Here is a 25,195-nt window from a genome sequence, read left to right as displayed (position 1 = left end):
GATTCCTTGCGGAACCGGAGACTTCATGGTGCGCACGCTGCGTCAAGCCGGTGTAGGCCAATTGCGAAGCTTTGTGAAGTTGTGTTGCCGACTTCGGAGGCAAACGGTTGCCGTGTGATTTTTGTCACGCCTGCTCAGGCATCCGGCGTCGGCGTCTCCCATCCATCCGCCCGCGATGGCTTGCTTCAGCGCCACCACACCAGCGTCGCAATCACCAGCAACGCGCACCACGCCGGGTGTCTGCCATGCGTGGCAAAGAACACGAGCATGCCACTGGCCAGGATGGCAATGCCCACGGCGTCGGCGGCCCAGGCGCCCAGGGCCGCGTCCCAAGGTGCGGTGCCCAGGCGCCAGAGCAGGGCGCTCAGTGCCCAGCACAGCACCGAGGCCACATGCCAGGTGCCCCACAGGATGCGCAGGTGCGGGGTGTGCAGCAACTGCTGCGCCGTGCCAACCTCCGCGCGCCCCGCCGTCTGGCGGACCTGCGTGCGCAGCCTGCGAAACAGCAGAAGTTCTCCCAGCACCGAATGTGCCACCCCCACCAGGGTCAGCCCGGCGGCTGCCAGGGTCAGCGCGGTGTTCGCGGTGTTTGTCATGGGTGAACGGCCAGTGCCTTGTGGGCGCGGGTGTGCACCCGGGCACCCAGCTGCGTCAGCAGGTGCATCAGCCCCATCCACATGCGCTCGAACGCGGGCATCTCGCCGGGGATCTGGGCGAGGTGCTGCCCCAGCACGCGCTGGTGCTGGCTGGGGGTGATGGGCGGCGGTGTCTTGGTGCCAAAGTCAAACACCGGCTGGGTGAAGGGCTCGATCTGCCAGGCCTGCATCTCGGCCAGCGCGGGGGCGAGTTCAGTGGTGTAGGCCTGCACGGTCAGGTCCTTGCGCAAGAGCCCCAGCGCCTGGTAGGCCTGCAGCACCTGCGCGTTGCGCGCGGGGTCGGCGGGAGCGCGCAGCAGGGCCGACCACGCCTGCACCACCTGCGCCCGGAATGCGCTGGGCAGGGCACGCGTGCAGCCAAAGTCGAGCACGCCGACCGTGCCATCGGGCGCGAACAGAAAGTTGCCCGGGTGCGGGTCGGCATGTACCCGCCCCAGCACAAAAATGCAGTGCATGAACCAGTCCCACAGGTGCTGCCCAGCCTGGTCGCGCAGCGCCTGCGATGGCTGTGTGGTCAGCCAGGCCTGCAGCGGCTGGCCGGGCAGAAATTGCTGAGTGAGCACCTGGGCCCGCGTGTGCGAGAGCAGGGGCTGCGCCATCACCACGCCTGGCCTGGCCGCGTGCTGGGCGAACCACTGCATTTGTTCAGCCTCCTGCAGGTAGTCCACCTCGCGCAGCAGCGTGGCCTCGATCTCGGTCATCACGCTGTCCAGTACGGCATCCGTAGGCAAAGGCATGTCGGTGTGGGCCAGCGCGCGCAGCGCGGCGCGCATCAGTTGCATGTCGCTCGCAATGGTGGCGGCAATGCCGGGGTACTGCACCTTGACAGCCACCGTGCCGTGGCCGGCCAGCTGTGCGCGGTGCACCTGGCCCAGGCTGGCGGCGGCAAACGCAGTGGGTTCAAAGTGGTCGAACAGCGCCTCTGGCTCCTGCCCGAACGCCTGGCGGAACACGCGGCCCACCAGGGCTCGGTTGAGCGGCGGGGCCTGGTGGTGGGCGCGAGCCAGTTCGCTGCGCACGCCGTCGGGCAGCAGGCCTGGGTGCATGCTGAGCAGCTGTGACACCTTGAGCGCTGAGCCGCGCAGCTGCCCCAGCGCACCAAACAGGATGCGGCCCAGTGCTGCCTCGTGCTGGGTCTGCGCCTGGGCCGAGCGCTTGCGCGTGCGGTGTCCCAGCTCGGCCATGCCGATGCGCGCAGCAGCGAGCCCCGTGATGGCGCTGCGCGCCAGCTTGCCGGTGCGGGGTGCGTTTGCGTCAGTTTGGGCCATGGTCTGCCAGGCGCTGCGCCGTGCCGCGTGCAATCACGCGGTGGATCGGCGTGATCACCGCCATGTACGCATGGCCCAGCTTGTTGTGGATGTGCACCACCGTGCTCAGCACCACGCGGGGCGCGGTGCCGGGGGCGGCGGGCTGTTTGCAGATGGACACCTGCACGTCCAGGTGCTTGTCGTCCTGGCCCATCACCACCTCGGTGTCGCTCAGGTGTCGAATGCGGAAGATGCCCACGCGGTCGCCCACGCGGTAGCTGCGCGCGTCGCGCAGGGATCGGCCACTGGCGGGCGGGTGGCCGTCATCCAGCTGGCCCAGGTCCTTCAGGCCCACCAGGCGCACGGCCTTGTTGCGCACGAACATGAGGGCGCGTGTCCACGCCGGGGTGCGGGCCGCCACGTCCAGCCACGACTGCAGGGCTGAGCGCGCGGGGTGCCGGTCGGCCACTTCGTAGGCATCAAAAAAATCGGCCCCGGGCAGCGTGGCGTGGATGGCCGTGCCGGGCGGCACCTGGGTTGCGCGCGCGGTGGTGGGGGCGGCGAGGGCAGAGGACGCATTCATGGGGCGCTCTTTCTTTTGCGGGGCGTGGCGGGGCGCTGGGCGGCGGGGTCCTTCGTGGGGCCGGTGGTCGCCCGGGGTTTGCGGGGTGCGCGCGCAGGCTGCGCAGTTTTCGGGGCGAGGCCTTCGGCCCCGGCTCTACCGGCAGGGGGCTGCGATGCCCGTGCTGTGGGCGCGCTGGCCATGGCCTGCTGGGCCATGTGCAGCATGCCCATCAGGCCGCTGCCGTGTTGCACCATGCGGGCCATCTGGCTGCGCAGCACAAAGCCGCCCAGTTGCAGCACACGGTTGACCAGCCCTCCGCGCAGCGCCTGCACCAGCACGCCCAGCGACAGGTCCACCAGTTGTGTGGTGTCGGCAAATTCGTCGGAGGTGTCGGCCAGCCAGTACGTCACCACGCCCGCCAGGTAGTCGGTGTAGAGGCTGCCCGCCAGGCCCTTGAAGTCGCAGGGCTCGATCTCGCCGCTGGCCTCGGCGGCTTCCAGAAAGCTGGCCACCGCATCGCGCAGGCTTTGGCGCGCTGCCAGCGGCTCGGCCAGCATCGACAGCGGCGAGCGCCGCGCCAGACCGCGCACCTGGGCCACAAACTCGCGGTCGGCCAGCAGGCGCTCCAGCACGGCGTCGGTCAGGCGCTGCAGCTTTTCTTGCAGGCCGTAGCCCGCAAAGCCCGGTGTCAGCAGCGTGTCGGCCAGCGCCTGGTGTGCCACATCGTCCAGGTAGCCCAGCACGATGCGGTCCTTGGTCGGAAAGTATTTGTAGATCGTGGCGTCGCCAATGTCGGCGGCGCGTGCGATGTCTTTCATCGTTGTGCCGTCAAAGCCCTGGCGGGTCATGAGATCCACCGCGCTGGCCACGATCTGGCGGCGCGTGGCGTCTTGCTGCTGGCGGGTGGTTTTCATAAGACTATTCTTAAATTGATTAAATTTGCAATTTAAAGAATAGTTATTTCTGTTTGTGGCGTCAAGCTACCTCTTGCCGGGCGCAAGGAGGGTTTTTGAGACGTTTTTGACCCCAGGCGCAGGTATTTCACGCGCTGATAGCTATCAAAAAGATAGTAATTGGAGGCTGGTTCATGGCACTGCGGCCAGTCCCCGCACCTGTGAGGCGGCCGCTGCGCTCAACCAGGGGCAGAAGTGGGCTGGCAGCGACGGCTGCCGCTTGCAGGGGCCCGCGAAATCGACGGGACGCTTACCGCCGCATGCTGGCAAACGCCTCGAACTCCCAGCTGCGCATGGCCAGCAGCAGGGTGTAGCCCTCGCGCTCGCGGTCGGGCAGCTTCTGGTCGGCCAGGTGCTGCTGGGCAAAGTCCTGCGCCACGCGCTGCATGCGCTCCATGAAGGCGGGCGCCAGGCTGCGGCTGATGTTGCCGTGCACCAGCAGCACGCCTTCGCCCAGTCCGTCAAAGCCGCCCGCAAAGTAGTCCAGCAGCGCATGGTCGCGGAAGTAGTTCATCACCGGGCCGTGCGGGCGCCAGCGGAAGGTCTTGGCCAGCTTGAGGCGGTAGCGGTTGAGCGGCCGCAGCTCGATGATGCCGATGCGGTCCAGCTGCGCCAGGTACTTGATGCCTTCGGCGTCCGTCAGGCGGTAGTAGCCGGTCACCTGCTCCAGCGTCCACTGGCTCAGTACACAAATTGCCATCAGCAGCAGCTTCTTGTCCGCCACCACGGCTTTTTCCTGCTCGTGGGTCAGCTCTTTCAGCAAGGGCTGCTCGTCGGCCACGCGCCGCGCCAGGTCGGCAAAGTCCAGCGCCAGCGCGCGGCAGATGGCGTCGATGCGCGACAGCGGCATGTCGCCCTTGGCCAGCATGCGCTTGACGCTGGACTCGGCCATGCCCAGCGCCTGCGCCAGGTCGGCGTAGGTCATCTGCGCGGTCTTGAGTTCTTTTTTCAGGGCGGTGACGAGGTCGGCGGTCGTGCTCATAGGTTGGGGCTCCTGGGTATCGATTATCAATACCCGAAGGTGCGTGGGTAGCCCCTTGCGCGACTTTTTGAGGCGGCCGATGCGGCCGCTGCCCACACTGCGCGGCATCGTTCACTTTCTACGGTGTGTGTGATGTCTTCTTCCTCTGTGACTCCCCTTCGTGCGCGCGGCCTGGCAAGGCTGTCGCGACTGTCGGGTGCCGAAACCGGCTTGCTGCTGGGCGCGGCCGCGCTGCTCGCCCTGGCGCTGTTCGGCCCGGTGCTGCCTGCCAGTGCGCACCAGCATGACTTTGCCGACCAGCGCACGCTGTGGGGCATTCCCTGTGCGCTGGACGTGTTGAGCAACCTGGCCTTTGCCTTCGCGGGTGCATGGGGTTGGTGGGTGCTGCGCCGTGTGCCGCCGGCCACGCTGGACGCCACCTCCCGTGCGCTGGCCGCGCTGTTCTTTGGCGGGCTGCTGTGCACCGCCGCAGGCTCGACGCTGTACCACTGGCAACCGCAGGACACCGGCCTGCTGTGGGACCGCCTGGGCATGGTGCTGCCCTTTGCGGGGCTGCTGGGCCTGGCGGCGGCCAGCCGGGTGAGCGCGCGGGCGGGCGTGGCCGCTGCAGGCGCCGTGCTGCTGGCGGGGCCACTGGCCGTGTGGGCGTGGGCGCACACCGGCAACCTGCTGCCGTGGGCCGTGGTGCAACTGGGTGGCCTGCTGGTGGTGCTGGTGCTGGCATGCCTGCCACGCCGCGTCGGCGGACTGGCGCTGAACCTGGGCGTGGTGGTGGTGCTGTACGCCCTGGCCAAGCTGCTGGAGGCGGCAGACCACTCGGTGTTCGAGGCCACGGGCGGATGGGTGTCAGGCCACAGCCTCAAGCATGTGCTGGCGGCGGGCGCGGCCTGGCCGGTGCTGACGGCACTGGGGTCGCTGGTGGCTTTGCGCCACAGTGACGCGGCGGTGATGCCGCGGGTCATGCCGTCCGGGCAGAATGGCGCCCACGCCGTGGGTGTCGCCCGCAGATCCGGCGCATGAAGCGCAGGTCCGGAAAATTCCAACAAGCCAACCCATCGGAAACGAGGAGAAACGCATGAGCCCCGACACCGCCTCCACCAGCGTGGCCCCCGCACCCACGCACGAGGACCCGAACCAGTTTGCCCTGCTACGTCAGCGGCGGTTTGCACCCTTCTTCTGGACGCAGTTTTCGGGTGCGGCCAACGACAACCTCTTCAAGTTCGCCTTCACGGTGATGGTGACCTACCAGCTCAGTGTGGACTGGCTGCCGCCGGCCATGGCGGGGCTGGTGATCGGCGCCCTGTTCATCCTGCCGTTCTTGCTGTTCTCGGCCACGTCGGGCCAGCTGACCGACAAGTACGACAAGACGAAGATGATCCGCTTCGTGAAGAACCTGGAGATCGCCATCATGCTGGTGGCGGCCGTGGGTTTCATTGCGGGCAATATCCCCATCCTGCTGCTGTGCACCTTCTTGATGGGCGTGCACTCCACGCTGTTTGGCCCGGTCAAGTTTGCCTACATGCCCCAGGTGCTCAACGAGCGGGAGCTGACGGGCGGCAATGGCATGGTCGAGATGGGCACGTTTGTGGCCATCTTGCTGGGCAATGTGGCCGGTGGTTTGCTGGTGGCGTTGCCCGGCATCGGCCACACCACCGTGGCCGTGGCCTGTGTGGTGGCGGCCCTGGCGGGACGCGCGGTGGCGCAGTTCATTCCCTCGGTGCCGGCCACCGACCCGGGGCTTACCATCAACTGGAATCCCTTCACCGAAACCTGGCGCAACCTCAAGCTGGCACACGAGAACATCGTGGTGTTCCGCTCGCTGCTGGGCATCAGCTGGATGTGGTTCTTTGGCGCGGTGTTTCTGAGCCAGTTCCCCAGCCTTGCCAAGAACGTGCTGCATGGCAACGAGCAGGTGGCTTCGCTGCTGCTGGTGGTGTTCTCCATCGGCATTGGTGTGGGCTCGCTGCTGTGCGAGGTGCTGTCGCGCCGCCATGTCGAGATCGGCCTCGTGCCACTGGGCGCCATCGGCATGAGCGTGTTCTCCATCGACCTGTATTTCGCGTCCCGCAGCCTGCCACCGTCCGAGATCATGGGCCTGGCCGCCTTCATGGCCCAGGGCGCCCACTGGCGCGTGATGCTTGACCTGGCGCTGCTCAGCCTGTTTGCGGGCTTGTACAGCGTGCCCATGTACGCGCTGATCCAGATGCGCAGCCAGCCCACGCACCGTGCGCGCATCATCGCGGCCAACAACATCCTGAACGCGCTGTTCATGATCGGCAGCTCGCTCATCGCAGGCGCCTTGTTGGGTGCGGGTTTCACGGTGCCGCAGATTTTCCTGTTCACCGGCCTGGCCAACGCCGTGGTGGCGTTCTATATCTTCATGCTGGTGCCCGAGTACCTGCTGCGCTTCGTCGCCTGGGTGTCTTCGCGGTTCGTGTACCGCTTCAAGGTGCAAGGCGACGAGAACCTGCCGTCCACCGGCGCGGCCATCCTGGCGTGCAACCACGTGAGCTTTGTGGATGCGGTGCTGCTCATGGCGGCCAGCCCGCGCCCCATCTATTTCGTCATGGACCACCGCATCTTCCGCGTGCCCGTGCTGGGCTGGCTGTTCCGCCTGGCCAAGGCGATCCCGATTGCGCCGTACAAGGAAGACCCGAAGACCTATGAAGCGGCGTTCGACCGCGCGGCCCAGGTGTTGCGCGAAGGCGATCTGCTGGCCATCTTTCCTGAGGGGGGCATCACCAAGGACGGGCAGTTGCAGGAGTTCAAGGGCGGCATCATGAAGATCATCGAACGGGCGAAGGCCGAGGGTGTCGAGGCCCCGGTGATCCCCATGGCGCTGACCAACCTGTGGGGCTCGTACTTCAGCCGCATTGAAAAGGGCGGCGCCATGGTGCGGCCGTTCCGCAGGGGGTTCTACAGCCGCGTGGGGCTGAATGTGGGCTCTGCCGTGGCATCGACCGAGGTGCAGCCCACACTGCTGCGCGAGCGGGTGCAGAAGCTGCTGGCGGCCTGACCGCCAAGAGTGCAAGCCGCCCGTGGCTGGGCGGGTTCAGTCCGCCCGAATTTGCGCGCGCTGGGCAATGGCGCGCATGCGTGGCAGCTCGTCCTCGATCTGCGCCAGCACGGCATCGCCCGTGGCGTAAGACGGCTCCAGCCCTGCGGCGATGAGCTTGCTGCGGATTTCGGCGTCCGCCAGGGTCTCGGCCAGGGCCTTGTGCAATTTGGCCTTCGCCTCGGCGGGCAGGCCGCGCGGCGCGACCACGGCCAGCCAGGAATCGGCCGAGAACCCCGGGAAGCCACTTTCTGCCACCGTGGGCACGTCGGGCAGCTGCATGGCCCGCGTGGCGCCCGTGACGGCGATGGCCTTGATCTTGCCTGCCTTGAGCTGTGGCAGCGCTGCCGCCACGGTGTCGATGGTGAAGGGAATCTGCCCGCCCATCAGGTCTGCCATGGCGGGGGCGCTGCCCCGGTAAGGCACGTGCATCAGCTTGATGCCCGCGGCCGACCAGGTCAGCTCGGCTGCGAAATGCCCCGTGGTGCCGTTGCCAAACGAGCCGTAGGAGAACTTGTCGGGCGTGCGCTGAACGGCAGCGATCAGCTGCCGGAGGTTGTTGACCGGCACATCGCGGTGGGCCAGCAGAATCAGGGGCACACGGGCGACGAGGCCGACGGGTTCGTAGCTTTTGACGGGGTCGTAGGGCAGCTTGGCGTTCAGCGCGGGGTTTACGGTGAAGGTGGAGCCGGAGCTGATCAGCAGCGTGTAGCCATCGGCAGGCGCATTGGCCACATACGCCGCACCGACCACGGTGCCCGCGCCCGCCTTGTTCTCGACCACGATGGGCTGGCCCAGGCGGTCGCCCAGCTTCTTGCTGATGGTGCGGCCCACGATGTCCACGGCGCCCCCCGGCGGAAAGGGCACGACCAACTGCACCGGCTTGGCGGGATAACCGTCGGCATGGGCGAGCCGCCACGTGCCGAGTCCCAGCCCCGCGGCGGCTGCCGCCACGAGGATCACGCTACGCCGACTGACAAGCTGCAAGCACTTCATGGGGACTCCTTGGGACGGGGAAGCGGGTGGGCCCCGCCTTGCGGCCAGGGCACTTTCGAACAGGCGCTCAGATCAACGACAGCCCGGCCAGCTGCGCCAGCCGTTGCTGCTCCGTGGATGCATCAGCCGTTGCGAAAAAGAAAGCTGTAGGCGTTCAACGCCGGCACCCCTCCCAGGTGCGCATAGAGCACGCGGGAGCCTTCGGGGAATTCGCCCTTGCGCACCATGTCGATCATTCCGTGCATAGACTTGCCTTCGTACACCGGGTCGGTCAGCATGCCCTCCTGACGCGCGCACAGGCGGATGGCTTCGAGCGTGCCTTCGTTGGGCAGGCCGTATTCGGGGCCGCCGTAGCGAGTATCCAGGATCACGTCCTCGGCCGTGATCTCCTGGCCCAGCTCCACCAGCTTGGCGGTGTTCTGCGCGATGCGCAGCACCTGGGCATGGGTCTTTTCGGGCTTGGCCGAGGCGTCGATGCCGATCACCTTGCGCGCCCGGCCGTCGGCCGCAAAGCCCACCACCATGCCCGCCTGCGTGCTGCCCGTGACCGAGCACACGACGATGTAGTCGAACTGAAAGCCCAGCTCTTTTTCTTGCTGGCGCACCTCCTCGGCAAAGCCCACAAAGCCCAGGCCACCGTACGGATGCTCGGAGCAGCCTGCGGGGATGGGGAAGGGCTTGCCACCGGCCTTCTTCACGTCTTCCATGGCCTGCTCCCAGCTGGGGCGGATGCCGATGTCAAAGCCCGCTGCGTCCAGGCGTACGTCGGCGCCCATGATGCGGCTCATCTCGATGTTGCCCACGCGGTCGTACACAGCGTCGGAGTAGTTGACCCAGTTCTCTTGCACCAACACACACTTCATACCCAGGTGTGCAGCCACGGCGGCCACCTGGCGCGTCTGGTTGGACTGGATGCCGCCGATGGAGACCAGCGTGTCGTAGCCGCCTGCGATGGCCTCGGGGATCAGGTATTCGAGCTTGCGCGTCTTGTTGCCGCCGAAGGCGAGGCCCGAGTTGCAGTCCTCGCGCTTGGCGTACAGGTGCACCTTGCCGCCGAGGTGGGCCGACAGGCGCGGCAGCGCCGTGATGGGAGAGGGGCCGAAGGTGAGCGGGTGGCGGGCAAATTTTTGCAGGTTCATGGCGGTGTTCCGGTCGATGAAGAGGAGGCGCAAGCGGGGGGGCTTGCAGTGCCTTCATCGTAGAAAAACACGCGCGTCAAGTGGTTGCAAAATTTTCCAAAATTTCAGTGTTTAAGGTTAATGGATCAGAATATGAGCGGTAAATATTTCTCTGGGTGACCTATGAGCGCAACAAAAGTTCGTCCCAAGAATGCGCCGCTGGCTGATGTCTCGGCCGAGCTGGACCGCACCGACAAAGCCATCCTGCGTCAGCTGCAGCGTGATGCGTCGCTCTCCAACGTGGCACTGGCCGAGAAGGTGCATCTGAGCCCTCCCGCCTGCCTGCGCCGGGTGGAGCGCCTCAGGCGTCTGGGACTCATCGATAAGGTGGTGGCGCTGCTCAACCCCCAGGCGGTGGGTGCGGGCATGCTGGTGATGATTGGGGTGGTGCTGGACCGCTCCACGCCCGAGTCGTTTGCCGAGTTTGAAAAGGCAGCGGCCAAGGTATCCGGCTGCATGGAATGCCATGTGGTCACCGGCGAGTTCGACTACTTCATGCTGGTGCGCACGCGCGACAACGACAGTTTCAACCGCCTGCATGCCGAGCAGCTGCTCTACCTGCCGGGGGTGCGGCAGGTCCGCTCGTTCATGGTGCTGCGCAACGTGCTCTCGACCACCGAATTGCCGCTGGCGATGTAGCGGCCTGCGTCCGACCGACCGCTTACTGGGCGCCGCGCAGCCGTCCCATCATGGCCGCCCAGGCCGGGCCGCCAAACACGTTGACCACCAGCCCCGCCATCAAGAGCCCGGCGCCCGCAAAGTGCACGGGCAGCAACTGCTCGCCAAACGCCACCCAGCCCGTGGTCAGGCCTACCACCGGAACCAGCAGCGTGAAGGGCGCAACGCGGTTCACGGGGTAACGCGACATCAGATAGGTCCACAGCCCGAAGCCCAGCAGCGTCGATATCCATGCGATGTAAGCGACGGCGGCCATCGATTGGAAGGACAGGTGCTGCACGGCCGCCCACACCGTGGCGGGCCCGTCCAGCCACAGCGACAGCGCCACAAAAGGCAGCGGCGCCACTACGCTGGACCAGACGATGAAGGCAAACTGGTTCATCGGCCCATACCGCCCCACAGCGCGGGTGACGATATTGCCGCAGCCCCACATGGCGGCTGCCGCCACGGTCAGCGCAAAGCCTGCCAGGGGCATGGAGGCGCCATGCGCGCTGCCGATCAGCACCAGCCCGCAGCCCGCCAGCGCGAGGCCTGCCACCTGGTTGCCATGCCATTTTTCGCGCAGCCACCACGCGGCCAGCAGCAGGGTGAAGAACGACTGCGACTGCAGCACCAGCGAGGCCAGGCCCGAGGGCATGCCGATGTGGATGGCGGTGAACAGCAGCGCAAACTGGCCCACGGCCATGGTCATGCCGTACAGCAGGTACAGCCGCAGGGGCACCTTGGGAGGCTTGACGAACAGCAGTGCGGGGAAGGCTGCGAGCAGGTAGCGCAGCGCGCCCAGCAGCAGGGGCGGCACCCCGGCCACCCCCACTTTGATGACAGCAAAGTTGAGGCCCCAGACCACGATGACGAGCAGGGCCAGGGCGAGGTCGCGGGGGCGCAGGGAAGTGTTCATGCCCTGTATTCTCTGGGATCGGGGAGGCCGCCAGCCGGTCGTTTCAGGACGGGCAAGGTGCAAAAACGGACCAGACCGTGAAGAAGTTCAGAGGGCGTTATGTCGACTCGACCGCGAAGCTCAGCCCCGCATTCGCTTGCAGCCGCGCGATGAGCCGGTCGCCCATCGCCGGAGCGGTGGTCCAGATGCCGCCAGGCGTTTCCGTGGCTTCCTGCAGCAGGCACACGGCCGCTTCGGTGATCATCTTGGAGGTGGACCCATAGCCCGGGTCACGGTCGCCCTTCACGCCCACGCGCAGGGTGTTGCCTGCGGCGTCGGTGCCCAAAAACAGCACGTCATAAAAGCCGTTCTCGCGTTCCTCGCGCGAAGGGCCTTCGCCCGGCTTGGGGCCTTGGTCCGAACCCAGCGACTTGTCGCCCGCCACCGCGTTGGCGATGGCCTCGCCCTTTTCGCCGGGGCCGGTAATGAGCATTTCGTCGTAGACAAAATCCGTGCCGTAGGCGTGCTGCAGCAGGAAGTTGGAGCGGTGCACATTGCGTGTGTTGATGGCGGCCATCACGAACGGGGCCACCCAGACGCCATCACCCAAAGCCTCGTCCACCATGGGCTTGTTGCCCGAAGGCTGGCGCGGGCCTTCAAACCCGGGGGTGAGCGAGAAGGGGTTTTTCAGCAGGTCCAGCACACCGGGCTGGGTGGCAGCGGCCGCCATGGTGGCCTTGAGGCTGGCGGCGGTGCCGCCCGAGAAAGTGCCCTTCATCTTGCGCACCCGGCCGCGCACGCGCGGGGCCGGGTGGCCGAAGCGGTGGCGGAATTCCTTTTGCAGCAGGAACACGCCCAGGTCGAACGGGATCGAGTCGAACCCGCACGAGAACACGATGCGCGCGCCGCTGGCTTTGGCGGCGGCTTCATGCGCGTCGATCATCTGGCGCATCCAGGCGGGCTCGCCGCACAGGTCCACATAGTCCACCCCGGCCTTGGCGCAGGCGGCCACCAGTTCGTTGCCATACAGCTGGTAGGGGCCTACGGTGGTCAGCACCAGGCGCGTGGCGTCCATCAGCGCCTGCAGGCTGGCGGGGTCGCTGGTGTCGGTCACGACCAGTGGGGTGTCGGCGGGGGCGCCCACTTCGTCGCGCACGGCGGCGAGTTTGTCGGCATTGCGGCCCCCCATGGCCCAGCGCAGGCCGCTGCCGGCGGGGTAGCGTTGCAGCAGGTACTCGACCACCAGGCGGCCGGTGAAGCCGGTGGCGCCGTGGACGACGAGGTCAAAAGGTTTGGTCATGGTGGGGGCTCCGTCCGTCAAAAGTACAAGGTCCGGGGGCAGGCAGAAGCTGCCTTGCCCGGAGAGGCCGCCATTCTCTGTGGCCGTGCCTGCTGCCTCTGTCGCGCAGGTGCGTGGCGAGGGGCGCGTAGGGCCTGAACAACGGCTTGCTCCCCATTTTCTGAGAAAAAGTATCGCAAAACGATACCGGTTGGCCTGCAGGTGGCCACTGTTACGGTTCAATGCAGACACGCAAGTTACGTCTGGGCACCATTCGTTCCGTGTTCAACCAACGCCCTCCGGGCACCACAGCAATGTCTTCTTCTCCCATCGTTGTTCAGCGTGACACCAAGGCCTGGCAGCTGCAGGTGTGGGTCTCGTTCGGCATCGCGGTTTTTCTGTGCGCCGTGGGCCTGGCATGGCTGCCGGGCGAGCAACTGGAGCAGGCGTTCATGGTGATGGGCTACGTGTTCTGCCTCTCGGCCGCGTTTGTGCTGGCCAAGTTTGTGCGGGACAACGAAAGCGCCTCGCGCCGTGGCGGTGGCGACACCCCTATGTGGAAGCTGGTGGTGTGGGGCGGCTTTGCGGTGGCCATGGGCCTCACGGGTTGGGGCCTGATGAGCATGGACATCAATGGGACTTACAAGGCGTTCCTGGGCGTCAGTTGGCTGTACCTGATCACCACCGCCTTCACGCTGGCCAAGATGCTGCGCGATCGCCACGAAGCCGATCTGATGGAAGCCCGCCTGCAAGGCCGCCGCGAAGCTGCCCAGGCAGCCGCCCAGAACCACAGCGCGAACTGATCGCAAACGGTATGCGCAGGCGGCAACCAGCCGCCGTTGTGGATGAATTTCTTTCTGGTTCTTTCTGGTCTTTCGACCCGGTCTGTCCCGCACCTGGGTGTGTGGGCGGGCCGTACCCTGAGGAGTGAATGATGATGAATGCCATGTTTTCTTCGTGGGGCTCTGCGGCGCGCCTGCCCCGCGCCCTGCTGGCGGCCGGTGTGGTGTGTGCAGCCCTGGTGGCCGCTGCACCGGCCCGGGCGCAGAGCGAGGCTTCTGCCGCGCTGTCGATGTTGCCGGTGGCCTCGGTGGTGGGCACAGCGTCGGTGGCCTCGGCGGCCGCCGGTGCGGTGGTGACGGTGCCGGCGGCGCTGTCGGTGGGCGGCGCGGTGCTGACGGTGCGGGCGGTGGAAGCTTCGGCCGTGGGCACGGTGTACTTGCTGGAGCGCGCCTCGGATGGCGCCCAGGTCAGTGTGGAGGTGGTCGGCCGCGGCGTGGTGGGCTCGGCCTATGCCGTGGGCACCGTGGTCACCTGCAGCGTGATCGGCACGGGCGTGATCCTGTCGGCGGCAGGCGAGGCGATTGCTTTTGTGCCCAATGCCATCGGCCGCGCTTTGTTGCACAACGAGCGGCTGTGAGGAGCAGCACGATGGTGAAAGCCCTGAACCTTGGCCGCGACCCCGCGCAGCGCATCCCTGCCGTGGTGGGCATGGTGTTCTTCGCAGGGGTCGCGCTGCTGGCAGCCACCCCGGCCCACGCGGGCCGCTCGTGCGAATCCCGCAAGCCCGTGCCCCCGCAGGTGATCGAGCGCGGCATGAAGCTGGCCGAGCAGACCTCGGTAGCGCTGGATGCCGAGCACGCCAAGTCGGGCGTGCAGGTGGTGGCGCTGGCCCGTGCGGGGCAGGACCTCTCCAAGTACGGCCTGCGCTATTCGCATTTTGGCTGGGCCTACAAGACGGCCGAAGGCCCGTGGCGCGTGGCGCACAAGCTCAACGAATGTGGCACGGCGGTGGGCCACCTGTACCGCCAGGGCCTGGGCGAATTCTTTCTGGACGACCTGTGGCGCTATGAGGCCGTGTACGCCGTGCCCACGCCCGAGGTGCAGCAGCGCCTGCTGGCCGTGTTGCAGGATAAGGGCCGCACCAAGGCGCTGCAGCACCCGCCCTACAGCATGGTCAGCTACGCGTGGGGTCGCAAATACCAGCAGTCCAATCAGTGGGCGCTGGAGACCCTGGCGATGGCCATGGAGCCCAGCACCGTGCGCTCGCGCGACCAGGCGCAGGCCTGGCTGCAGTTCAAGGGCTACGAGCCCACCACGCTCAGGCTGGGCCCGCTCACGCGCATGGGCGGGCGGGTGGGGTCGGCCAACATTGCGTTTGACGACCATCCGAACGAAAAGCGGTTCTCGGACCGCATCGAGACCGTGACCGTCGACTCAGTCCTGGCCTGGATGCAGCGTACGCAGCTGGCAGCCGCCCCCGTGGTGCTGGTGATCAAAAATTGAATCAAAATGCCTGAAGGCGCAATCAATATATGCGCTGGTAGCTATAAAAAGAAGAGCATTTTCCGGTGCACTGCAGGGTGCACCCAACCCCGGCGCCCGGCGCCACCGAGGAGAAGAACATGAGCAAGTCCCTGAGACTGTCCGAGAAATGGTTCCGCCGTGGCCTGTGGCTGGTGGCGCTGGTGTTTGCCAGTTTCCTCATCGGGCTGGGTGGCACCATCGTGGGCGATCTGCCCAAGGTTGAAACCCCGCTGCGGGTGGACGACTTTCTGGACAAAACCGCAGCCGACAAGCTGCGCGCCGAGGTCAAAACAGCACGCCAGGCCGAGCAGGACGCGCAGACCGCGCTGGAGCAGGCCCAGCTGCAGCGCAGCAAGGTGCGCAGCGAGGTGCAGGCCGAGCGAGAGAGCTTCAACAACTGGCTGTCCACGCGCAGCGCCACGCAGCGGGCCGACCAGGACCCCGAGGTGATCGCGCGCACCCAGGCGCTCGACGCCCTGAAACTGGTGGAGCGCAAGGCCCAGCAGGCGGTGGAGACGCAGCAGCAGGCCGCCCTTGATGCCCGCCAGGCGGCGGCCGCCCGGCAGGAGCAGCTCAATCAGATGGAGTCCGACGGCTACGTGAAGCTCGGGGCCGAGCGCCGCAAGGTCGAGCTGCGCGTGTTCCTGTACCGCCTGGCCCTCACGCTGCCGCTGTTGGCCGCTGCCGGCTGGCTGTTCGTCAAGAAGCGCAAGAGCACCTACTGGCCGTTCGTGTGGGGCTTCATCTTCTTTGCGCTGTTTGCCTTCTTTGTGGAGCTGGTGCCCTACCTGCCGAGCTACGGCGGCTACGTGCGCTACGTGGTGGGCATTGCCGTGACGGCTGTGGTAGGGCGCTACGCCATCCAGGCGCTCAATCGCTATCTGGAGCGCCAGAAGCTGGCCGAGGCCTTGCCCGACCAGGAGCGCCGCAAGGAACTGAGCTACGACGTGGCTCTGGCCCGCCTGGCCAAGAGCGTGTGCCCCGGCTGCGAACGGCCCGTGGACCTGAAAAACGAGAAGATCGATTTTTGTCCGCACTGCGGCATCGGCCTGTTCGACCACTGCGGCCACTGCAGCACCCGCAAGAGCGCGTTTGCGCGGTTCTGCCATGCCTGCGGCACCGGGGCGGGCGTGAAACTGGCGCAAGAGTGAGGCAGGCCGCGCTGCGGCCCACGCGGGCCTAGCCCACCATCACCCGGTTGCGCCCCTCGGCCTTTGCGCGGTACAGGGCCGTGTCAGCGGCCAGCAGCAGGGTGTCCATGTCGGCATCCGCGCCCAGAGTGGCGCTGTGCACCAGGCCGATGCTGACGGTGGCCCGCTGGGGGCCGCCCTGCGTCGCATCCAGCGCCTGCCGCTCCACGGCGCTGCGCACCCTTTCTGCAATGGCCTGGGCCTCGGTGGGGGACACGCCGGGCAGCACGGCGGCAAACTCTTCACCCCCCATGCGGCCCAGCACGTCGTCGGCACGCAGCGCGCGCAGCATGGTCTGGGCAATGCTGACCAGCAGCCGGTCGCCCGCGCCGTGTCCGTGCTGGTCGTTGACCTGCTTGAAGTGGTCCACGTCCACCATCATCACCGCTAGCCCGGTGGATTCGCGCTGGTAGCGCTCCAGCAGACGATCGCCCTGTTTGAGCAGCGCGCGGCGTGCCAGCACGCCCGTCAGGTCGTCGTGGCGCACGGCATGGTGCAGGCGGCGCAGGGCCTCGGCGCGTGCCGCGCTGGCGCAGGCCACGGCCAGAGGCCCCAGGGCCAGGAGCGTGACGCCCACGCGCAGAGAGAACACATCGCCCGCATGGGCCGGGGTGAAGTTGAGCACGCCGGTGGCCACGCCCGCCATGGTCCACAGGCACACCACCAGCGACAGCAGGCTGGAGGTGAAGGCGCTGTAGCTCAGCGCACACCACAGCAGCCCTGGCACCACAAAAGCCAGCATGCCGGGCCCGCCGATGAGCGTGCGGATGCCCTCGGCCAGCACCAGAGAACTGACGGGTGCGACGCGCCAGAACAGGGGGGGGTCCTGGGTGTGCGAGGGGGGATCTGCCGCGCGCGGAGCGGCCAGCACCACGGGCACGATGAGCATGTAGTTCATCAGCTCGGTGCTGAACCACAGCGACAGCAGGTCCGTCCACGGGGAGTCGAAATACACCGGTGCCGCGCCGCAGCCTGCCAGCGCACCCACTGCGCTGGCAACCAGCGCTGCCAGCAGCAGGTACAGCGCCGCCACGGTGCGCTGCAGCCGCAGGATGGGCTCGTCCAGCCCCCGCAGCACCAGCCAGCCGGCGGTGGCGCCCAGCAGGTTGGCGGCGTTGAGCCACAGGGCCATGCCCCAGGCACTGCCGGTAGCCAGGTCGGCCGCTACATAGCCCACTGCCGCCGCCACCCAGGCGGGTGGCCGTGCCAGATGGGGGTAGCGCACCAGCAGCCCCAGCAGCAGTGCATTGGCAGGCCAGAACGCCGACAAAAAGCCGATGGGACGCGCAAAGATGCCCACCAGGCAGGCGGTGAAGATCAACAGCGCCAGGCCTGCCCAGGCCACGGGCGGTGGGACGGTCCGGGCAGGGGCAAAAAGGCGGGGCAGGGTGGGCGGCATGTGGGCAGCGGATGCGTGCAGGGGCGTGTGGGCCCCGATTGTCCCCGCTGTCAGGGCATGCCCAGCAGCAGGGCCACCAATTCGCCGGTGCTGGTGGCGCCCAGCTTGCGCATCAGCCGCCCCCGGTGGGCTTCCACCGTGCGGTGGCTGATGTTCAGGTGACGGGCAATTTGCTTGCTGGTGGCGCCGGTCACGATGTGCTGCGCCACCTCGCGCTCGCGCACCGTGAGCGGCGTGCTGACCACGCGGCGGTGCGAGATGTCTTCAAACATCCACACCGCCCGCGCAAATGGTTGGGCGCGGTCCAGCGCCCGGCCCACCACGTGGCACCAGAACAGGGTGCCGTCGCGGCGGCGCATGACGCGCTCGTCGCTGTAGCTACCGGTGTCCATCATGGCGGGCAGGCCCAGGTTGCCGGTGTGGGTGAATTCGTCCAGCGACGGATACAGCGGCGCCAGCGGCTGGTCCAGCAGCTCGGCCTGTTCATAACCAAACATGCGGGCAAAGGCGTCGTTGCAGATCTCGATGCAGCGCTCGCGCGTCACGCACATGCCGACAGGGGCCAGGTTGAAGGCCAGTTCCAGCGCTTCATTCAGAGGGGGCAATGATGCGGGTGGGACCATGGTCATGGGGCGGATTTTGCAGCAGCCCCGCCAGGCTGAGCGGGCCACCTTGGCGGGGCCGATCGATCAGCGCTGACGCCACCGCTTCTTCCACTGCCGCTGGATCACCCGCGCCACGCGCCAGGCCCACGACGCGCGGGCACGCTCCAGCACGGCGTGCTTGAGCTGCATCCAGTGCGCGTGGGTCCAGGCAAACCAGCGCAGTTGCATCAGCGCAGGTTGCGTGAGGGTGAACAGCCGCGCCACCACCGCCGTGCCCACCACCTTGGCCAGCACGATCACCAGCATGCCCAGCACCACATGCCCGCGCCCGATGGCCCAGAGCGCCAGCAGCTTGATGGGCAGCAATAGCGCCGTGGGCAGCGCAAACAGGGCCACCGCCGCCCAGGGTGGCAGGGAGCGTACCCAGCCCTCCACCCAGCGCAGGCCCGGCCAGCGGCCGATGCGCGCCAGCAGGCGCTGCAATGGCTCCCACCCCCATTCCTCGAACAGGATCAGCAGGGCGAGCAGGCCGCTGCCCAGGCCCGTGAGGGCCCGCAGAGGCCAGTGCAGCAGATGGCGCAGGAGTTTTGGAATGATTTTGGCCCGATGCGCTAGTGGATCATGCCTGACATGCTATGAAAAAAATAGCAATCTGGCGGAGAGCGAATCTGCCGCTCACACCCCGCGCGCCCGGTCGGCCTTGAACTGCGCGCGGAACTGGGCAAAGGTACCGGCCTCCAGCGACTCGCGCACCTCGCGCATCAGGTTCAGGTAGTAGTGCAGGTTGTGCACAGTGGTGAGCATGGGGCCCAGCATCTCGCCGCAGCGGTCCAGGTGGTGCAGGTAGGCACGTGAGAAGCCTTCGCGCCCGCCGTCGTCCCACGACACTCCCGAGCTGCCCGCGCAGGCGTAGCAGGTGCAGCTGGTGTCCATGGGCTTGTGGTCGGCCTTGTGGCGGGCGTTGCGGATCTTCAGGTCGCCAAAGCGTGTGAACATGGTGCCGTTGCGCGCGTTGCGGGTGGGCATCACGCAGTCGAACATGTCCACGCCGTCGGCCACGCCCTGCACCAGGTCCTCGGGCGTGCCCACGCCCATCAGGTAGCGCGGCTTGTGCGCGGGCAGGCGGTGGGGCGTGTGGGCCATGATGTCCAGCATCTCGTCCTTGGGCTCGCCCACGCTCACGCCGCCCACGGCATAGCCGGGGAAGTCCATCTCGACCAGGCGTTCCAGCGACTCCTGGCGCAGGTTCTTGAACATGCCGCCCTGCACGATGCCGAAGAGCGCGTTGGGGTTGTTCAGGCGGTGGAACTCGTCCTGGCTGCGTTTGGCCCAGCGCAGGCTCATCTCCATGCTCTTGCGCGCCTCGGCCTCGGTGGTCTTGTGCCCCTTGGTTTCGTACGGCGTGCACTCATCGAGCTGCATCACGATGTCGGAGTTGAGCGTGGTCTGGATCTGCATGCTCACCTCGGGCGACATGAAGAGCTTGTCGCCGTTGACGGGGCTGGCAAAGGTCACGCCTTCTTCGGTGATCTTGCGCATTGCGCCCAGGCTCCAGACCTGGAAACCGCCCGAGTCGGTGAGGATGGGCTTGTCCCATTTTTCAAAGCCGTGCAGGCCGCCAAAGCTCTGCATCACATCGAGGCCCGGGCGCATCCACAGGTGGAAGGTGTTGCCCAGGATGATCTGCGCGCCCATGTCGTGCAGGCTGCGCGGCATCACGCCCTTGACGGTGCCATAGGTGCCCACGGGCATGAAGATGGGGGTCTGCACCACGCCATGGTTGAGCGTGAGCTGGCCACGGCGCGCGTGGCTGGAGGGGTCGGTTTTGAGGAGTTCGAACTGCAGCATGATGGGCCGCATTGTCCCAGACAGGCTGAAAGCGCCCTGCCTGACATGGCGCAAGGGCATAGGCTGGCGCTGGGCGATGGCGTGGCTACACTGGTCTTCACTGACTCACTCAAGGAGAACACCATGCTCAAGATCCTCATCGCAGTGGATGGCTCTGAACTCTCCCTGGACGGCGTGCACCACGCGCTGACCCTGGTGCGCCAGGGCCTGCAGGCCACCATGGTGCTGGCCAATGTGCAGGAGCCCGCCACGCTGTACGAGCTGGTCACCACGCGCGACCCCGACCTGATCGCCGCCGCCAGCCTGGAGGCGGGCGAGCACCTGATGGCACCTGCCCGCGCGTTGCTCGATGCCGCCGGGGTGGTCTACGAAACCGATGTGGGGGTGGGCGATGTGGCGCACACGCTGGTGGACATGATCGAGCGCTCGGGGTGCGACATGGTCATCATCGGCGCCAAGGGCCAGGGCGCCATCACCAGTGCGCTGCTGGGTTCCGTGTCGCACGAGGTGGCGCATGCCAGCCCCGTGCCGGTGACCATCGTCAAACACGCCGAGGTGCTGGAGGGCGCGGACAGCGACGTGGCCGAGGACGCCGAGGTCTGAGGCCCTGAAGCGTTTCGGCCCCCCAAAACGACCGGGGCCGCTGTGCGCGGCCCTGAGGGGTGAACGGGATGAAAAGGCGTCGGGCTCAGGCCGCCTTGCGGAACGGCTCGGCCGCCGGGCGCTGCAGCTTGCCATGGGGCAGGGTGGCCAGGCGCGAGAACATGCGGCGTACATAGCCGCGCACCCACAGGCATTTGTTGAGTTCATCCACGGGCAGCGGGCCCGACACCACCACGATGTCGTTGGCCACGTCCTGCGCCCCGGCAGCGCGCAGACGGCGACGCGTGTTGTTGGCCCACGACTGGATGCGCGTGGGGCTGCCATGCTGGTGCACCTCGCCCGTGTGTTTGTCGAACGCAATGGCCACGGTGTCGGTCTTGAGCTTGAAGCGGCGTTCACCCGTGACGGCGCTGGGCGCCTCGCGCATGTCATACAGGTAATAGCTGCCTGCCTTGAGCTGGTATTGCATGTCCATGGGTGTGTTCCTCTTTGTCGGCATTGTCGAGGGGCACGCTGCAGGCAATGGCAGGTAAAACGGTGGGAAAGGGGCTCTTTTTGAACGCCTCTCACCGGGGGCCAAGCCGGTTTCTGTGCGCGTGCCATTGTGGCCGCGCGTCGGCGTCATCCGGAGAAACTTGAGGACGATGTCGTAACGAGTTGTGAGGGCCTTCGCCCCGCCTTGGGCTACTGCTGGCTGGTGCTTGGTCCAAGGCGTATGCAACTGGCGCGGCCCCAGGCGCGGGCAGCCAAGCCAGGGCCGCCCCGCAGCGAAGGCTGCGTCCCCCTGCCCACATCGCGTTGCGATGTGAGAGCGGGGGGAAGGCGCGCAGCGCCTCAGGGGGATGTCTCTGCTAAAAATCCACCAGACTCAACCCCACGCTGAACACCGTGCGCTTGCGGTTGTAGTCGATCATGCTGTCGCCATAGCCGCTGAACAGCGAGGTGTGCAGGCGCAGGTTGCTCTTGCTGCCGAACAGGCCGGTGCCCAGGGCCTGCAGCCACTCCACGCGCACCGAGCCCCGGTCGCTGCTGGCCAGCGTGTGGCGCACGGTGGCGCCCAGGGTGTTGTCCTTATTCACGTTCCACAGCAGCGACAACTCGCCCCGGCCGATGTAGTCGCTGATGCCCGGGTTGTCGTCGCTGCCCGCGCTTTCGGGGATGCGCTTCCAGATACGGGCGTTCACGCTGAAGCGGTTGTCCAGCTCGATGCCGGTCATCAGGTACGCGCGGTTCCAGCTGCGCGACAGGGGTTTGCTCTGGCCGTTGGACTGGTGCACCAGGCCGATGCCGCTGTAGCGCCACTTCCAGCCAAACGGCAGCTGCGCCGTGGTGGGGTACACGTACATCAGCTCGGGCTCGTGGTCGGTGGCGCGGAAGGGGCGCGAGATCTCGGGCGTGAACAGCTGCCAGTACGACTGCTGCGTGTAGCCAAACCACAGCGAGTCCTTGAGCGTGGGGTGGCCCTGGGTCAGCATGCCCTGGGCGATCTTGGTACGCACGGACAGCTGGATGCGGTTTTCAGTGCGGCGGTACGGCGTGGAGTCGGTGGCCGAGTTGCCGTCGGCATCCGACGTGGGCTGGCGGTTCACGCTGCTCGATGCCACCACCGACACCGTGATCGGGCGGTAGCCGCGGAAGCTGAACGTGCCGCAGTCGGTGCCCGTCTCCAGCTCCCAGAAGCGGGAGAGGTCGCTGTACTGCGGGTCGCGGCAGCCTTCAGTGCGCGCCACGTCGATGATGCGCGTGGCGGGCAGCGTGGCGTCCACCGGGGGTGGCACGGCCGACGAAGACGTTGCTCCGCTGGCGTTGGCCGATGCTGCTGGGGCTTGCCACGCCTGCCCACCCGCAGGAGCTGCCTGCGCCTGCTCGGCCGCCCAGGCATCAAAGCAGGCCAGGCGCGCCTGGTTGTCGCTGGACAGGGCGGTGCAGCGGCGCAGGGCGGCGTCGGTCCCTGTTGCGGCGCCGGTGGCTGCGGCAGGGGCTGATTGCGCCAGCGCCGCGCCGGCCGGGGCCAGGGCGGCCGCCAGCAGCAGGGCCAGCGAGCGGTGCCGATGGGGCGCAGCGGGCACGCGCGTTACGGCGCTCATTGCCAGGCCGCCTGTTTGCGCAGCACAAACGGTGCCGACGGCGTGGTGGGGGTGGGGTGGGCGTTGTTCCATGTTCCGCGTATTTCCTTGCCGCAACTTCCATCGACCACCTGGCCTGTCCAGGTGGCGCTGATGTTGGTGCCGTTGATCGATTCTTCCAGGGTCAGGTCGCCGCCATCGACGTCACCACTGACCTGGGCCGTGGTGCTGCCGCGCACCACGGTGCCACGCACGCTCTGTGCCAGCTCGGGGTGCGGGCCCAGTTGCAGCGTGGCCGTGGTGGGCTGGTCCCCCGGCGCAGGGGCCTGCAGCTCGGCGCGCCACTGGCCCTGCAGGTGTTGGTGGTCCATGTCTGCCGCCGTCGGGCATGCCGCGGTGGATTGTGGGCCTTTTTGGCCGATGGCGCTTGTAGGACAAGCGCTGATAGCTATCAAAAGCGCAGCAATGCTCCAGACGCTGCGGCCAGGGGGCAGGGCCGAGCATGGATGGGGATACGTGCTGGGGTGTTTTGCCATGGTGCGTGTGCGCTCTCAGGCGGTGGGCGCCGGGTTGGCGGCCGCAGCGGCGTTGGCCGCCGTGGTGGCCTGGGCCTTGGCTGCAAACTCGGCGCGCAGGGCCTTGAGCTTTTCGCGCGGGTCTTCGCGGGCGGTGGTCTTGTCCAGGCCCATTTCGGCGATGAAGCGGCTGGGCTGTGCGGCCACCATTTCGCGGCCCTTCTTGCGGCGCTTGGTCCAGCTCACGGCCAGGGTGCGCTGGGCGCGGGTGATGCCCACGTACATCAGGCGGCGCTCTTCCTGCAGGCGCTGCAGCACGTCGTCGGTCACCTTCTGCTGGCGGCCTTCGTCATCGTCCAGCTTGAAGGGCAGCATGCCTTCGGTCACGCCCACCAGCACCACATGCGGCCACTCCAGCCCCTTGCTGGCGTGCAGGGTGGAGAGCGTGACCATGTCCTGCTCCTGCTCGCGCTCGCTGATGGTGGAGAGCAGTGCAATGGTCTGCGACACCTCCAGCAGGCTCTTGGTCTCCTTGGCCACCACGGCGCCCGCGGTGTCGTCAATCTGCCCGCCCGCGCGCTGGGCCATCCAGTCACAGAACTCCATCACGTTGCTCCAGCGGGCGGCGGCCACCTTCTCGCTGTCTTCGTTGTCGTACAGGTGCTGCTCGTAGCCGATTTCCTTGAGCCATTCGTTCAGAAAGGCGCGGGCGTCTTCGGCGCCGACGGTGCGGCGGGCGCTGTACTCCAGGTAGTTGATGTAGCGGCCAAACTCATGCAGGCCATCCATGGCGCGCTTGGGCACGGCGGCCGGCAGCATGCCGTTGAACAGCGCACCGAACATGCTCTGCTTGTGCTGCGTGGCAAACGCGCCCAGCGCTGCGAGCGTGGTGTGGCCAATGCCGCGCTTGGGTGTGGTGATGGCGCGCAGAAACGCCGGGTCGTCGTCGTTGTTGATCCACAGACGGAACCAGGCGCACAGGTCCTTGATTTCCGCCCGGTCAAAAAAGCTGGTGCCGCCCGAGACCTTGTACGGAATGTTGGCCTTGCGCAGCGCCTTTTCAAACGGCTTGGCCTGGTGGTTGGCGCGGTACAGGATGGCAAAGCTCTTCCAGTCCGGCGGTGGGTTGCTGGCGGCGCGCAGGCTCTGGATGCGGGCTACGGCGCGCTCGGCTTCGTGCTCCTCGTTGTCGGCATCCACCACCCGCACCGGCTCGCCTTCGCCCAGTTCGCTGAACAGCGTCTTGGGAAACAGCTTGGGGTTGGGGCCGATCACGTTGTTGGCCGCGCGCAGGATGGCGCTGGTGGAGCGGTAGTTCTGCTCCAGCTTGATGACCTTGAGGTGGGGGTAGTCCACCGGCAGTTTCTTGAGGTTGTCCAGCGTGGCGCCACGCCACCCGTAGATGGACTGGTCATCGTCGCCCACGGCCGTGAAGTGCCCTTTTTCGCCCACCAGCAGCTTGAGCAGCTCGTACTGCGTGGCGTTGGTGTCCTGGTATTCGTCCACCAGCACATGGCCCAGGGCCGCCTGCCACTTGGCGCGCACTTCGGGGAAGTCGCGCAGCAGGCGCAGCGGCATGCCGATCAGGTCGTCAAAGTCCACGCTCTGGTAGGCCGCCAGGCGCTCTTCATAGCGCGCCATCAGCGTGGCGATGATGCGTTCGTTGTCGTCCGCCGCCTGAGCCAGCGCCTGCTCCGAGGTCAGGCCCATGTTCTTCCACTTGCTGATCACCCACTGCCACTGGCGCGCCGTGGCCATGTCGGTGGTGCCGCCGGAGGCTTCCTTCAGGATGCCCGTCACATCGTCGGCGTCCAGGATGCTGAACTGGGGCTTGAGGCCCAGCACATGGCCGTCCTCGCGCACCATGCGCACGCCCAGCGCGTGGAAGGTGCAGATCAGCACATCCTTGGCACGCCGGCCGATCAGGTGGCCCGCGCGCTCGCGCATTTCAGACGCCGCCTTGTTCGTGAAGGTGATGGCCGCGATGCGCTTGGGGTCCATGCCTTTTTCGATCATGTGGGCGATCTTCATGGTGATCACCCGCGTCTTGCCCGAGCCAGCCCCTGCCAGGACGAGGCAGGCCCCGTCGGTGTAGTGAACGGCCTGGAGCTGGGCGAGATTGAGACCGGCAGACATGGAGGAAAAGGAACGTGCAGAAAGGGCGAAGGGGGAACCGGACAGGCGCGGGGCGGTGGG

The 25,195-nt window shown here is 67.0% G+C and carries 25 protein-coding genes; 8 read left to right on the top strand and 17 right to left on the bottom strand.

Annotation, left to right across the window (positions count from 1 at the left end; genetic code table 11):
• Window positions 1-185 precede the first annotated feature (185 nt).
• The 5 genes from C8C95_RS07145 to C8C95_RS07125 all read right to left on the bottom strand — a co-directional run bounded on the left by C8C95_RS07145 (window position 186) and on the right by C8C95_RS07125 (window position 4,403).
• The gene (locus C8C95_RS07145; protein ID WP_116748117.1) at window positions 186-596 is read right to left on the bottom strand and encodes a hypothetical protein; all 411 of its coding nucleotides are present in this window, start codon (window positions 594-596) and stop codon (window positions 186-188) included.
• Entirely contained in the window at window positions 593-1,924 is a 1,332-nt protein-coding gene (locus C8C95_RS07140) for an AarF/ABC1/UbiB kinase family protein (protein WP_116750177.1), read from the bottom strand. The genes C8C95_RS07145 and C8C95_RS07140 overlap by 4 nt, the downstream gene beginning before the upstream one ends.
• Window positions 1,911-2,486 (bottom strand): DUF2867 domain-containing protein, encoded by a 576-nt coding sequence (locus C8C95_RS07135; protein WP_116748116.1) that lies wholly within the window; start codon window positions 2,484-2,486, stop codon window positions 1,911-1,913. Before C8C95_RS07135 ends, C8C95_RS07140 begins: the two co-directional genes overlap by 14 nt.
• Window positions 2,483-3,382: a TetR family transcriptional regulator gene (locus tag C8C95_RS07130; protein WP_116748115.1), complete on the bottom strand. Its 900-nt coding sequence runs from the start codon at window positions 3,380-3,382 to the stop codon at window positions 2,483-2,485. Before C8C95_RS07130 ends, C8C95_RS07135 begins: the two co-directional genes overlap by 4 nt.
• Before the next feature lie 289 nt (window positions 3,383-3,671).
• The gene (locus C8C95_RS07125; protein WP_056065456.1) at window positions 3,672-4,403 is read right to left on the bottom strand and encodes a helix-turn-helix transcriptional regulator; all 732 of its coding nucleotides are present in this window, start codon (window positions 4,401-4,403) and stop codon (window positions 3,672-3,674) included.
• A gap of 132 nt (window positions 4,404-4,535) precedes the next feature.
• Here C8C95_RS07125 and C8C95_RS07120 point away from each other — a divergent pair, with 132 nt between their 5' ends.
• Both C8C95_RS07120 and C8C95_RS07115 read left to right on the top strand, forming a co-directional pair.
• Window positions 4,536-5,423, top strand: a complete 888-nt coding sequence (locus tag C8C95_RS07120; RefSeq protein ID WP_243415648.1) for a hypothetical protein — start codon at window positions 4,536-4,538, stop codon at window positions 5,421-5,423.
• 55 nt (window positions 5,424-5,478) lie between these two features.
• Window positions 5,479-7,419 carry an MFS transporter gene (locus C8C95_RS07115; RefSeq protein WP_116748113.1) on the top strand — a complete coding sequence of 647 codons (1,941 nt, stop codon included), beginning with the start codon at window positions 5,479-5,481 and terminating at the stop codon, window positions 7,417-7,419.
• Between the two features lie 36 nt (window positions 7,420-7,455).
• On the opposite strand, the gene C8C95_RS07110 is transcribed toward C8C95_RS07115, so the two are convergent.
• Complete coding sequence (locus C8C95_RS07110) at window positions 7,456-8,454, bottom strand: tripartite tricarboxylate transporter substrate binding protein (protein WP_116748112.1); 999 nt, start codon at window positions 8,452-8,454, stop codon at window positions 7,456-7,458.
• A gap of 122 nt (window positions 8,455-8,576) precedes the next feature.
• Window positions 8,577-9,593: a 1-aminocyclopropane-1-carboxylate deaminase gene (locus C8C95_RS07105; RefSeq protein ID WP_116750176.1), complete on the bottom strand. Its 1,017-nt coding sequence runs from the start codon at window positions 9,591-9,593 to the stop codon at window positions 8,577-8,579.
• A 162-nt stretch (window positions 9,594-9,755) separates the two neighbouring features.
• Here C8C95_RS07105 and C8C95_RS07100 point away from each other — a divergent pair, with 162 nt between their 5' ends.
• Window positions 9,756-10,271 (top strand): Lrp/AsnC family transcriptional regulator, encoded by a 516-nt coding sequence (locus tag C8C95_RS07100; protein ID WP_116748111.1) that lies wholly within the window; start codon window positions 9,756-9,758, stop codon window positions 10,269-10,271.
• Between the two features lie 22 nt (window positions 10,272-10,293).
• Here C8C95_RS07100 and C8C95_RS07095 read toward each other — a convergent pair whose 3' ends face one another.
• Window positions 10,294-11,208 (bottom strand): EamA family transporter, encoded by a 915-nt coding sequence (locus C8C95_RS07095; RefSeq protein ID WP_116748110.1) that lies wholly within the window; start codon window positions 11,206-11,208, stop codon window positions 10,294-10,296.
• A 97-nt stretch (window positions 11,209-11,305) separates the two neighbouring features.
• Window positions 11,306-12,487 carry a saccharopine dehydrogenase NADP-binding domain-containing protein gene (locus tag C8C95_RS07090; protein ID WP_116748109.1) on the bottom strand — a complete coding sequence of 394 codons (1,182 nt, stop codon included), beginning with the start codon at window positions 12,485-12,487 and terminating at the stop codon, window positions 11,306-11,308.
• A gap of 293 nt (window positions 12,488-12,780) precedes the next feature.
• Between C8C95_RS07090 and C8C95_RS07085 the strand changes: the two genes are divergently transcribed.
• From C8C95_RS07085 to C8C95_RS07070, 4 genes are all read left to right on the top strand, one after another.
• Window positions 12,781-13,269 carry a YiaA/YiaB family inner membrane protein gene (locus C8C95_RS07085; RefSeq protein ID WP_116748108.1) on the top strand — a complete coding sequence of 163 codons (489 nt, stop codon included), beginning with the start codon at window positions 12,781-12,783 and terminating at the stop codon, window positions 13,267-13,269.
• 131 nt (window positions 13,270-13,400) lie between these two features.
• Complete coding sequence (locus tag C8C95_RS07080; RefSeq protein WP_207780580.1) at window positions 13,401-13,886, top strand: hypothetical protein; 486 nt, start codon at window positions 13,401-13,403, stop codon at window positions 13,884-13,886.
• A 71-nt stretch (window positions 13,887-13,957) separates the two neighbouring features.
• The gene (locus tag C8C95_RS07075; protein WP_165836575.1) at window positions 13,958-14,752 is read left to right on the top strand and encodes a DUF2145 domain-containing protein; all 795 of its coding nucleotides are present in this window, start codon (window positions 13,958-13,960) and stop codon (window positions 14,750-14,752) included.
• Window positions 14,753-14,871: 119 nt separating this feature from the next.
• Window positions 14,872-15,924, top strand: coding sequence for a zinc ribbon domain-containing protein (locus C8C95_RS07070; RefSeq protein ID WP_116748106.1), 1,053 nt, complete (start codon window positions 14,872-14,874; stop codon window positions 15,922-15,924).
• A gap of 28 nt (window positions 15,925-15,952) precedes the next feature.
• On the opposite strand, the gene C8C95_RS07065 is transcribed toward C8C95_RS07070, so the two are convergent.
• From C8C95_RS07065 to tgt, 4 genes are all read right to left on the bottom strand, one after another.
• Window positions 15,953-17,362: a GGDEF domain-containing protein gene (locus C8C95_RS07065; RefSeq protein ID WP_116748105.1), complete on the bottom strand. Its 1,410-nt coding sequence runs from the start codon at window positions 17,360-17,362 to the stop codon at window positions 15,953-15,955.
• 50 nt (window positions 17,363-17,412) lie between these two features.
• Window positions 17,413-17,991, bottom strand: a complete 579-nt coding sequence (locus C8C95_RS07060) for a PAS and helix-turn-helix domain-containing protein (RefSeq protein WP_116748104.1) — start codon at window positions 17,989-17,991, stop codon at window positions 17,413-17,415.
• Between the two features lie 60 nt (window positions 17,992-18,051).
• Window positions 18,052-18,450, bottom strand: a complete 399-nt coding sequence (locus C8C95_RS07055) for a hypothetical protein (protein ID WP_056065528.1) — start codon at window positions 18,448-18,450, stop codon at window positions 18,052-18,054.
• Between the two features lie 192 nt (window positions 18,451-18,642).
• Window positions 18,643-19,815 (bottom strand): tRNA guanosine(34) transglycosylase Tgt, encoded by a 1,173-nt coding sequence (gene tgt / locus C8C95_RS07050; RefSeq protein ID WP_116750174.1) that lies wholly within the window; start codon window positions 19,813-19,815, stop codon window positions 18,643-18,645.
• Window positions 19,816-19,938: 123 nt separating this feature from the next.
• On the opposite strand from tgt, the gene C8C95_RS07045 reads away from it, so the two are divergent.
• A complete protein-coding gene (locus C8C95_RS07045; protein ID WP_116750173.1) occupies window positions 19,939-20,418 on the top strand; it encodes a universal stress protein in 480 nt (159 codons plus the stop codon).
• 85 nt (window positions 20,419-20,503) lie between these two features.
• Here C8C95_RS07045 and C8C95_RS07040 read toward each other — a convergent pair whose 3' ends face one another.
• The 4 genes from C8C95_RS07040 to C8C95_RS07020 all read right to left on the bottom strand — a co-directional run bounded on the left by C8C95_RS07040 (window position 20,504) and on the right by C8C95_RS07020 (window position 25,135).
• Window positions 20,504-20,893 (bottom strand): hypothetical protein, encoded by a 390-nt coding sequence (locus tag C8C95_RS07040; RefSeq protein WP_008903515.1) that lies wholly within the window; start codon window positions 20,891-20,893, stop codon window positions 20,504-20,506.
• 376 nt (window positions 20,894-21,269) lie between these two features.
• A complete protein-coding gene (locus C8C95_RS07030) occupies window positions 21,270-22,505 on the bottom strand; it encodes a phospholipase A (RefSeq protein WP_116748103.1) in 1,236 nt (411 codons plus the stop codon).
• Complete coding sequence (locus C8C95_RS07025) at window positions 22,502-22,855, bottom strand: hypothetical protein (RefSeq protein WP_243415647.1); 354 nt, start codon at window positions 22,853-22,855, stop codon at window positions 22,502-22,504. The genes C8C95_RS07030 and C8C95_RS07025 overlap by 4 nt, the downstream gene beginning before the upstream one ends.
• A gap of 180 nt (window positions 22,856-23,035) precedes the next feature.
• The gene (locus C8C95_RS07020; protein ID WP_015015965.1) at window positions 23,036-25,135 is read right to left on the bottom strand and encodes a UvrD-helicase domain-containing protein; all 2,100 of its coding nucleotides are present in this window, start codon (window positions 25,133-25,135) and stop codon (window positions 23,036-23,038) included.
• Window positions 25,136-25,195: the final 60 nt, after the last annotated feature.

Source organism: Acidovorax sp. 99, assembly GCF_003096455.1.
Classification (GTDB): Bacteria; Pseudomonadota; Gammaproteobacteria; order Burkholderiales; family Burkholderiaceae_C; genus Acidovorax; species Acidovorax delafieldii.
Note: the sequence above shows the minus strand (reverse complement) of the source record. Positions and strands in the feature narration are given on the sequence as shown.

What these genes read in the sequence shown, in the direction of transcription:
- C8C95_RS07140 (WP_116750177.1), bottom strand. Translation starts at nt 1,924, where the DNA reads ATGGCCCAAACTGACGCAAACGCACCCCGCACCGGCAAGCTGGCGCGC.
- C8C95_RS07020 (WP_015015965.1), bottom strand. Translation starts at nt 25,135, where the DNA reads ATGTCTGCCGGTCTCAATCTCGCCCAGCTCCAGGCCGTTCACTACACC.
- C8C95_RS07135 (WP_116748116.1), bottom strand. Translation starts at nt 2,486, where the DNA reads ATGAATGCGTCCTCTGCCCTCGCCGCCCCCACCACCGCGCGCGCAACC.
- C8C95_RS07095 (WP_116748110.1), bottom strand. Translation starts at nt 11,208, where the DNA reads ATGAACACTTCCCTGCGCCCCCGCGACCTCGCCCTGGCCCTGCTCGTC.
- C8C95_RS07145 (WP_116748117.1), bottom strand. Translation starts at nt 596, where the DNA reads ATGACAAACACCGCGAACACCGCGCTGACCCTGGCAGCCGCCGGGCTG.
- C8C95_RS07090 (WP_116748109.1), bottom strand. Translation starts at nt 12,487, where the DNA reads ATGACCAAACCTTTTGACCTCGTCGTCCACGGCGCCACCGGCTTCACC.
- C8C95_RS07110 (WP_116748112.1), bottom strand. Translation starts at nt 8,454, where the DNA reads ATGAAGTGCTTGCAGCTTGTCAGTCGGCGTAGCGTGATCCTCGTGGCG.
- C8C95_RS07105 (WP_116750176.1), bottom strand. Translation starts at nt 9,593, where the DNA reads ATGAACCTGCAAAAATTTGCCCGCCACCCGCTCACCTTCGGCCCCTCT.
- C8C95_RS07070 (WP_116748106.1), top strand. Translation starts at nt 14,872, where the DNA reads ATGAGCAAGTCCCTGAGACTGTCCGAGAAATGGTTCCGCCGTGGCCTG.
- C8C95_RS07025 (WP_243415647.1), bottom strand. Translation starts at nt 22,855, where the DNA reads ATGGACCACCAACACCTGCAGGGCCAGTGGCGCGCCGAGCTGCAGGCC.
- C8C95_RS07045 (WP_116750173.1), top strand. Translation starts at nt 19,939, where the DNA reads ATGCTCAAGATCCTCATCGCAGTGGATGGCTCTGAACTCTCCCTGGAC.
- C8C95_RS07060 (WP_116748104.1), bottom strand. Translation starts at nt 17,991, where the DNA reads ATGACCATGGTCCCACCCGCATCATTGCCCCCTCTGAATGAAGCGCTG.
- C8C95_RS07100 (WP_116748111.1), top strand. Translation starts at nt 9,756, where the DNA reads ATGAGCGCAACAAAAGTTCGTCCCAAGAATGCGCCGCTGGCTGATGTC.
- C8C95_RS07130 (WP_116748115.1), bottom strand. Translation starts at nt 3,382, where the DNA reads ATGAAAACCACCCGCCAGCAGCAAGACGCCACGCGCCGCCAGATCGTG.
- C8C95_RS07040 (WP_008903515.1), bottom strand. Translation starts at nt 20,893, where the DNA reads ATGGACATGCAATACCAGCTCAAGGCAGGCAGCTATTACCTGTATGAC.
- C8C95_RS07075 (WP_165836575.1), top strand. Translation starts at nt 13,958, where the DNA reads ATGGTGTTCTTCGCAGGGGTCGCGCTGCTGGCAGCCACCCCGGCCCAC.
- C8C95_RS07080 (WP_207780580.1), top strand. Translation starts at nt 13,401, where the DNA reads ATGATGAATGCCATGTTTTCTTCGTGGGGCTCTGCGGCGCGCCTGCCC.
- C8C95_RS07065 (WP_116748105.1), bottom strand. Translation starts at nt 17,362, where the DNA reads ATGCCGCCCACCCTGCCCCGCCTTTTTGCCCCTGCCCGGACCGTCCCA.
- C8C95_RS07125 (WP_056065456.1), bottom strand. Translation starts at nt 4,403, where the DNA reads ATGAGCACGACCGCCGACCTCGTCACCGCCCTGAAAAAAGAACTCAAG.
- C8C95_RS07030 (WP_116748103.1), bottom strand. Translation starts at nt 22,505, where the DNA reads ATGAGCGCCGTAACGCGCGTGCCCGCTGCGCCCCATCGGCACCGCTCG.
- C8C95_RS07085 (WP_116748108.1), top strand. Translation starts at nt 12,781, where the DNA reads ATGTCTTCTTCTCCCATCGTTGTTCAGCGTGACACCAAGGCCTGGCAG.
- C8C95_RS07115 (WP_116748113.1), top strand. Translation starts at nt 5,479, where the DNA reads ATGAGCCCCGACACCGCCTCCACCAGCGTGGCCCCCGCACCCACGCAC.
- tgt (WP_116750174.1), bottom strand. Translation starts at nt 19,815, where the DNA reads ATGCTGCAGTTCGAACTCCTCAAAACCGACCCCTCCAGCCACGCGCGC.
- C8C95_RS07120 (WP_243415648.1), top strand. Translation starts at nt 4,536, where the DNA reads ATGTCTTCTTCCTCTGTGACTCCCCTTCGTGCGCGCGGCCTGGCAAGG.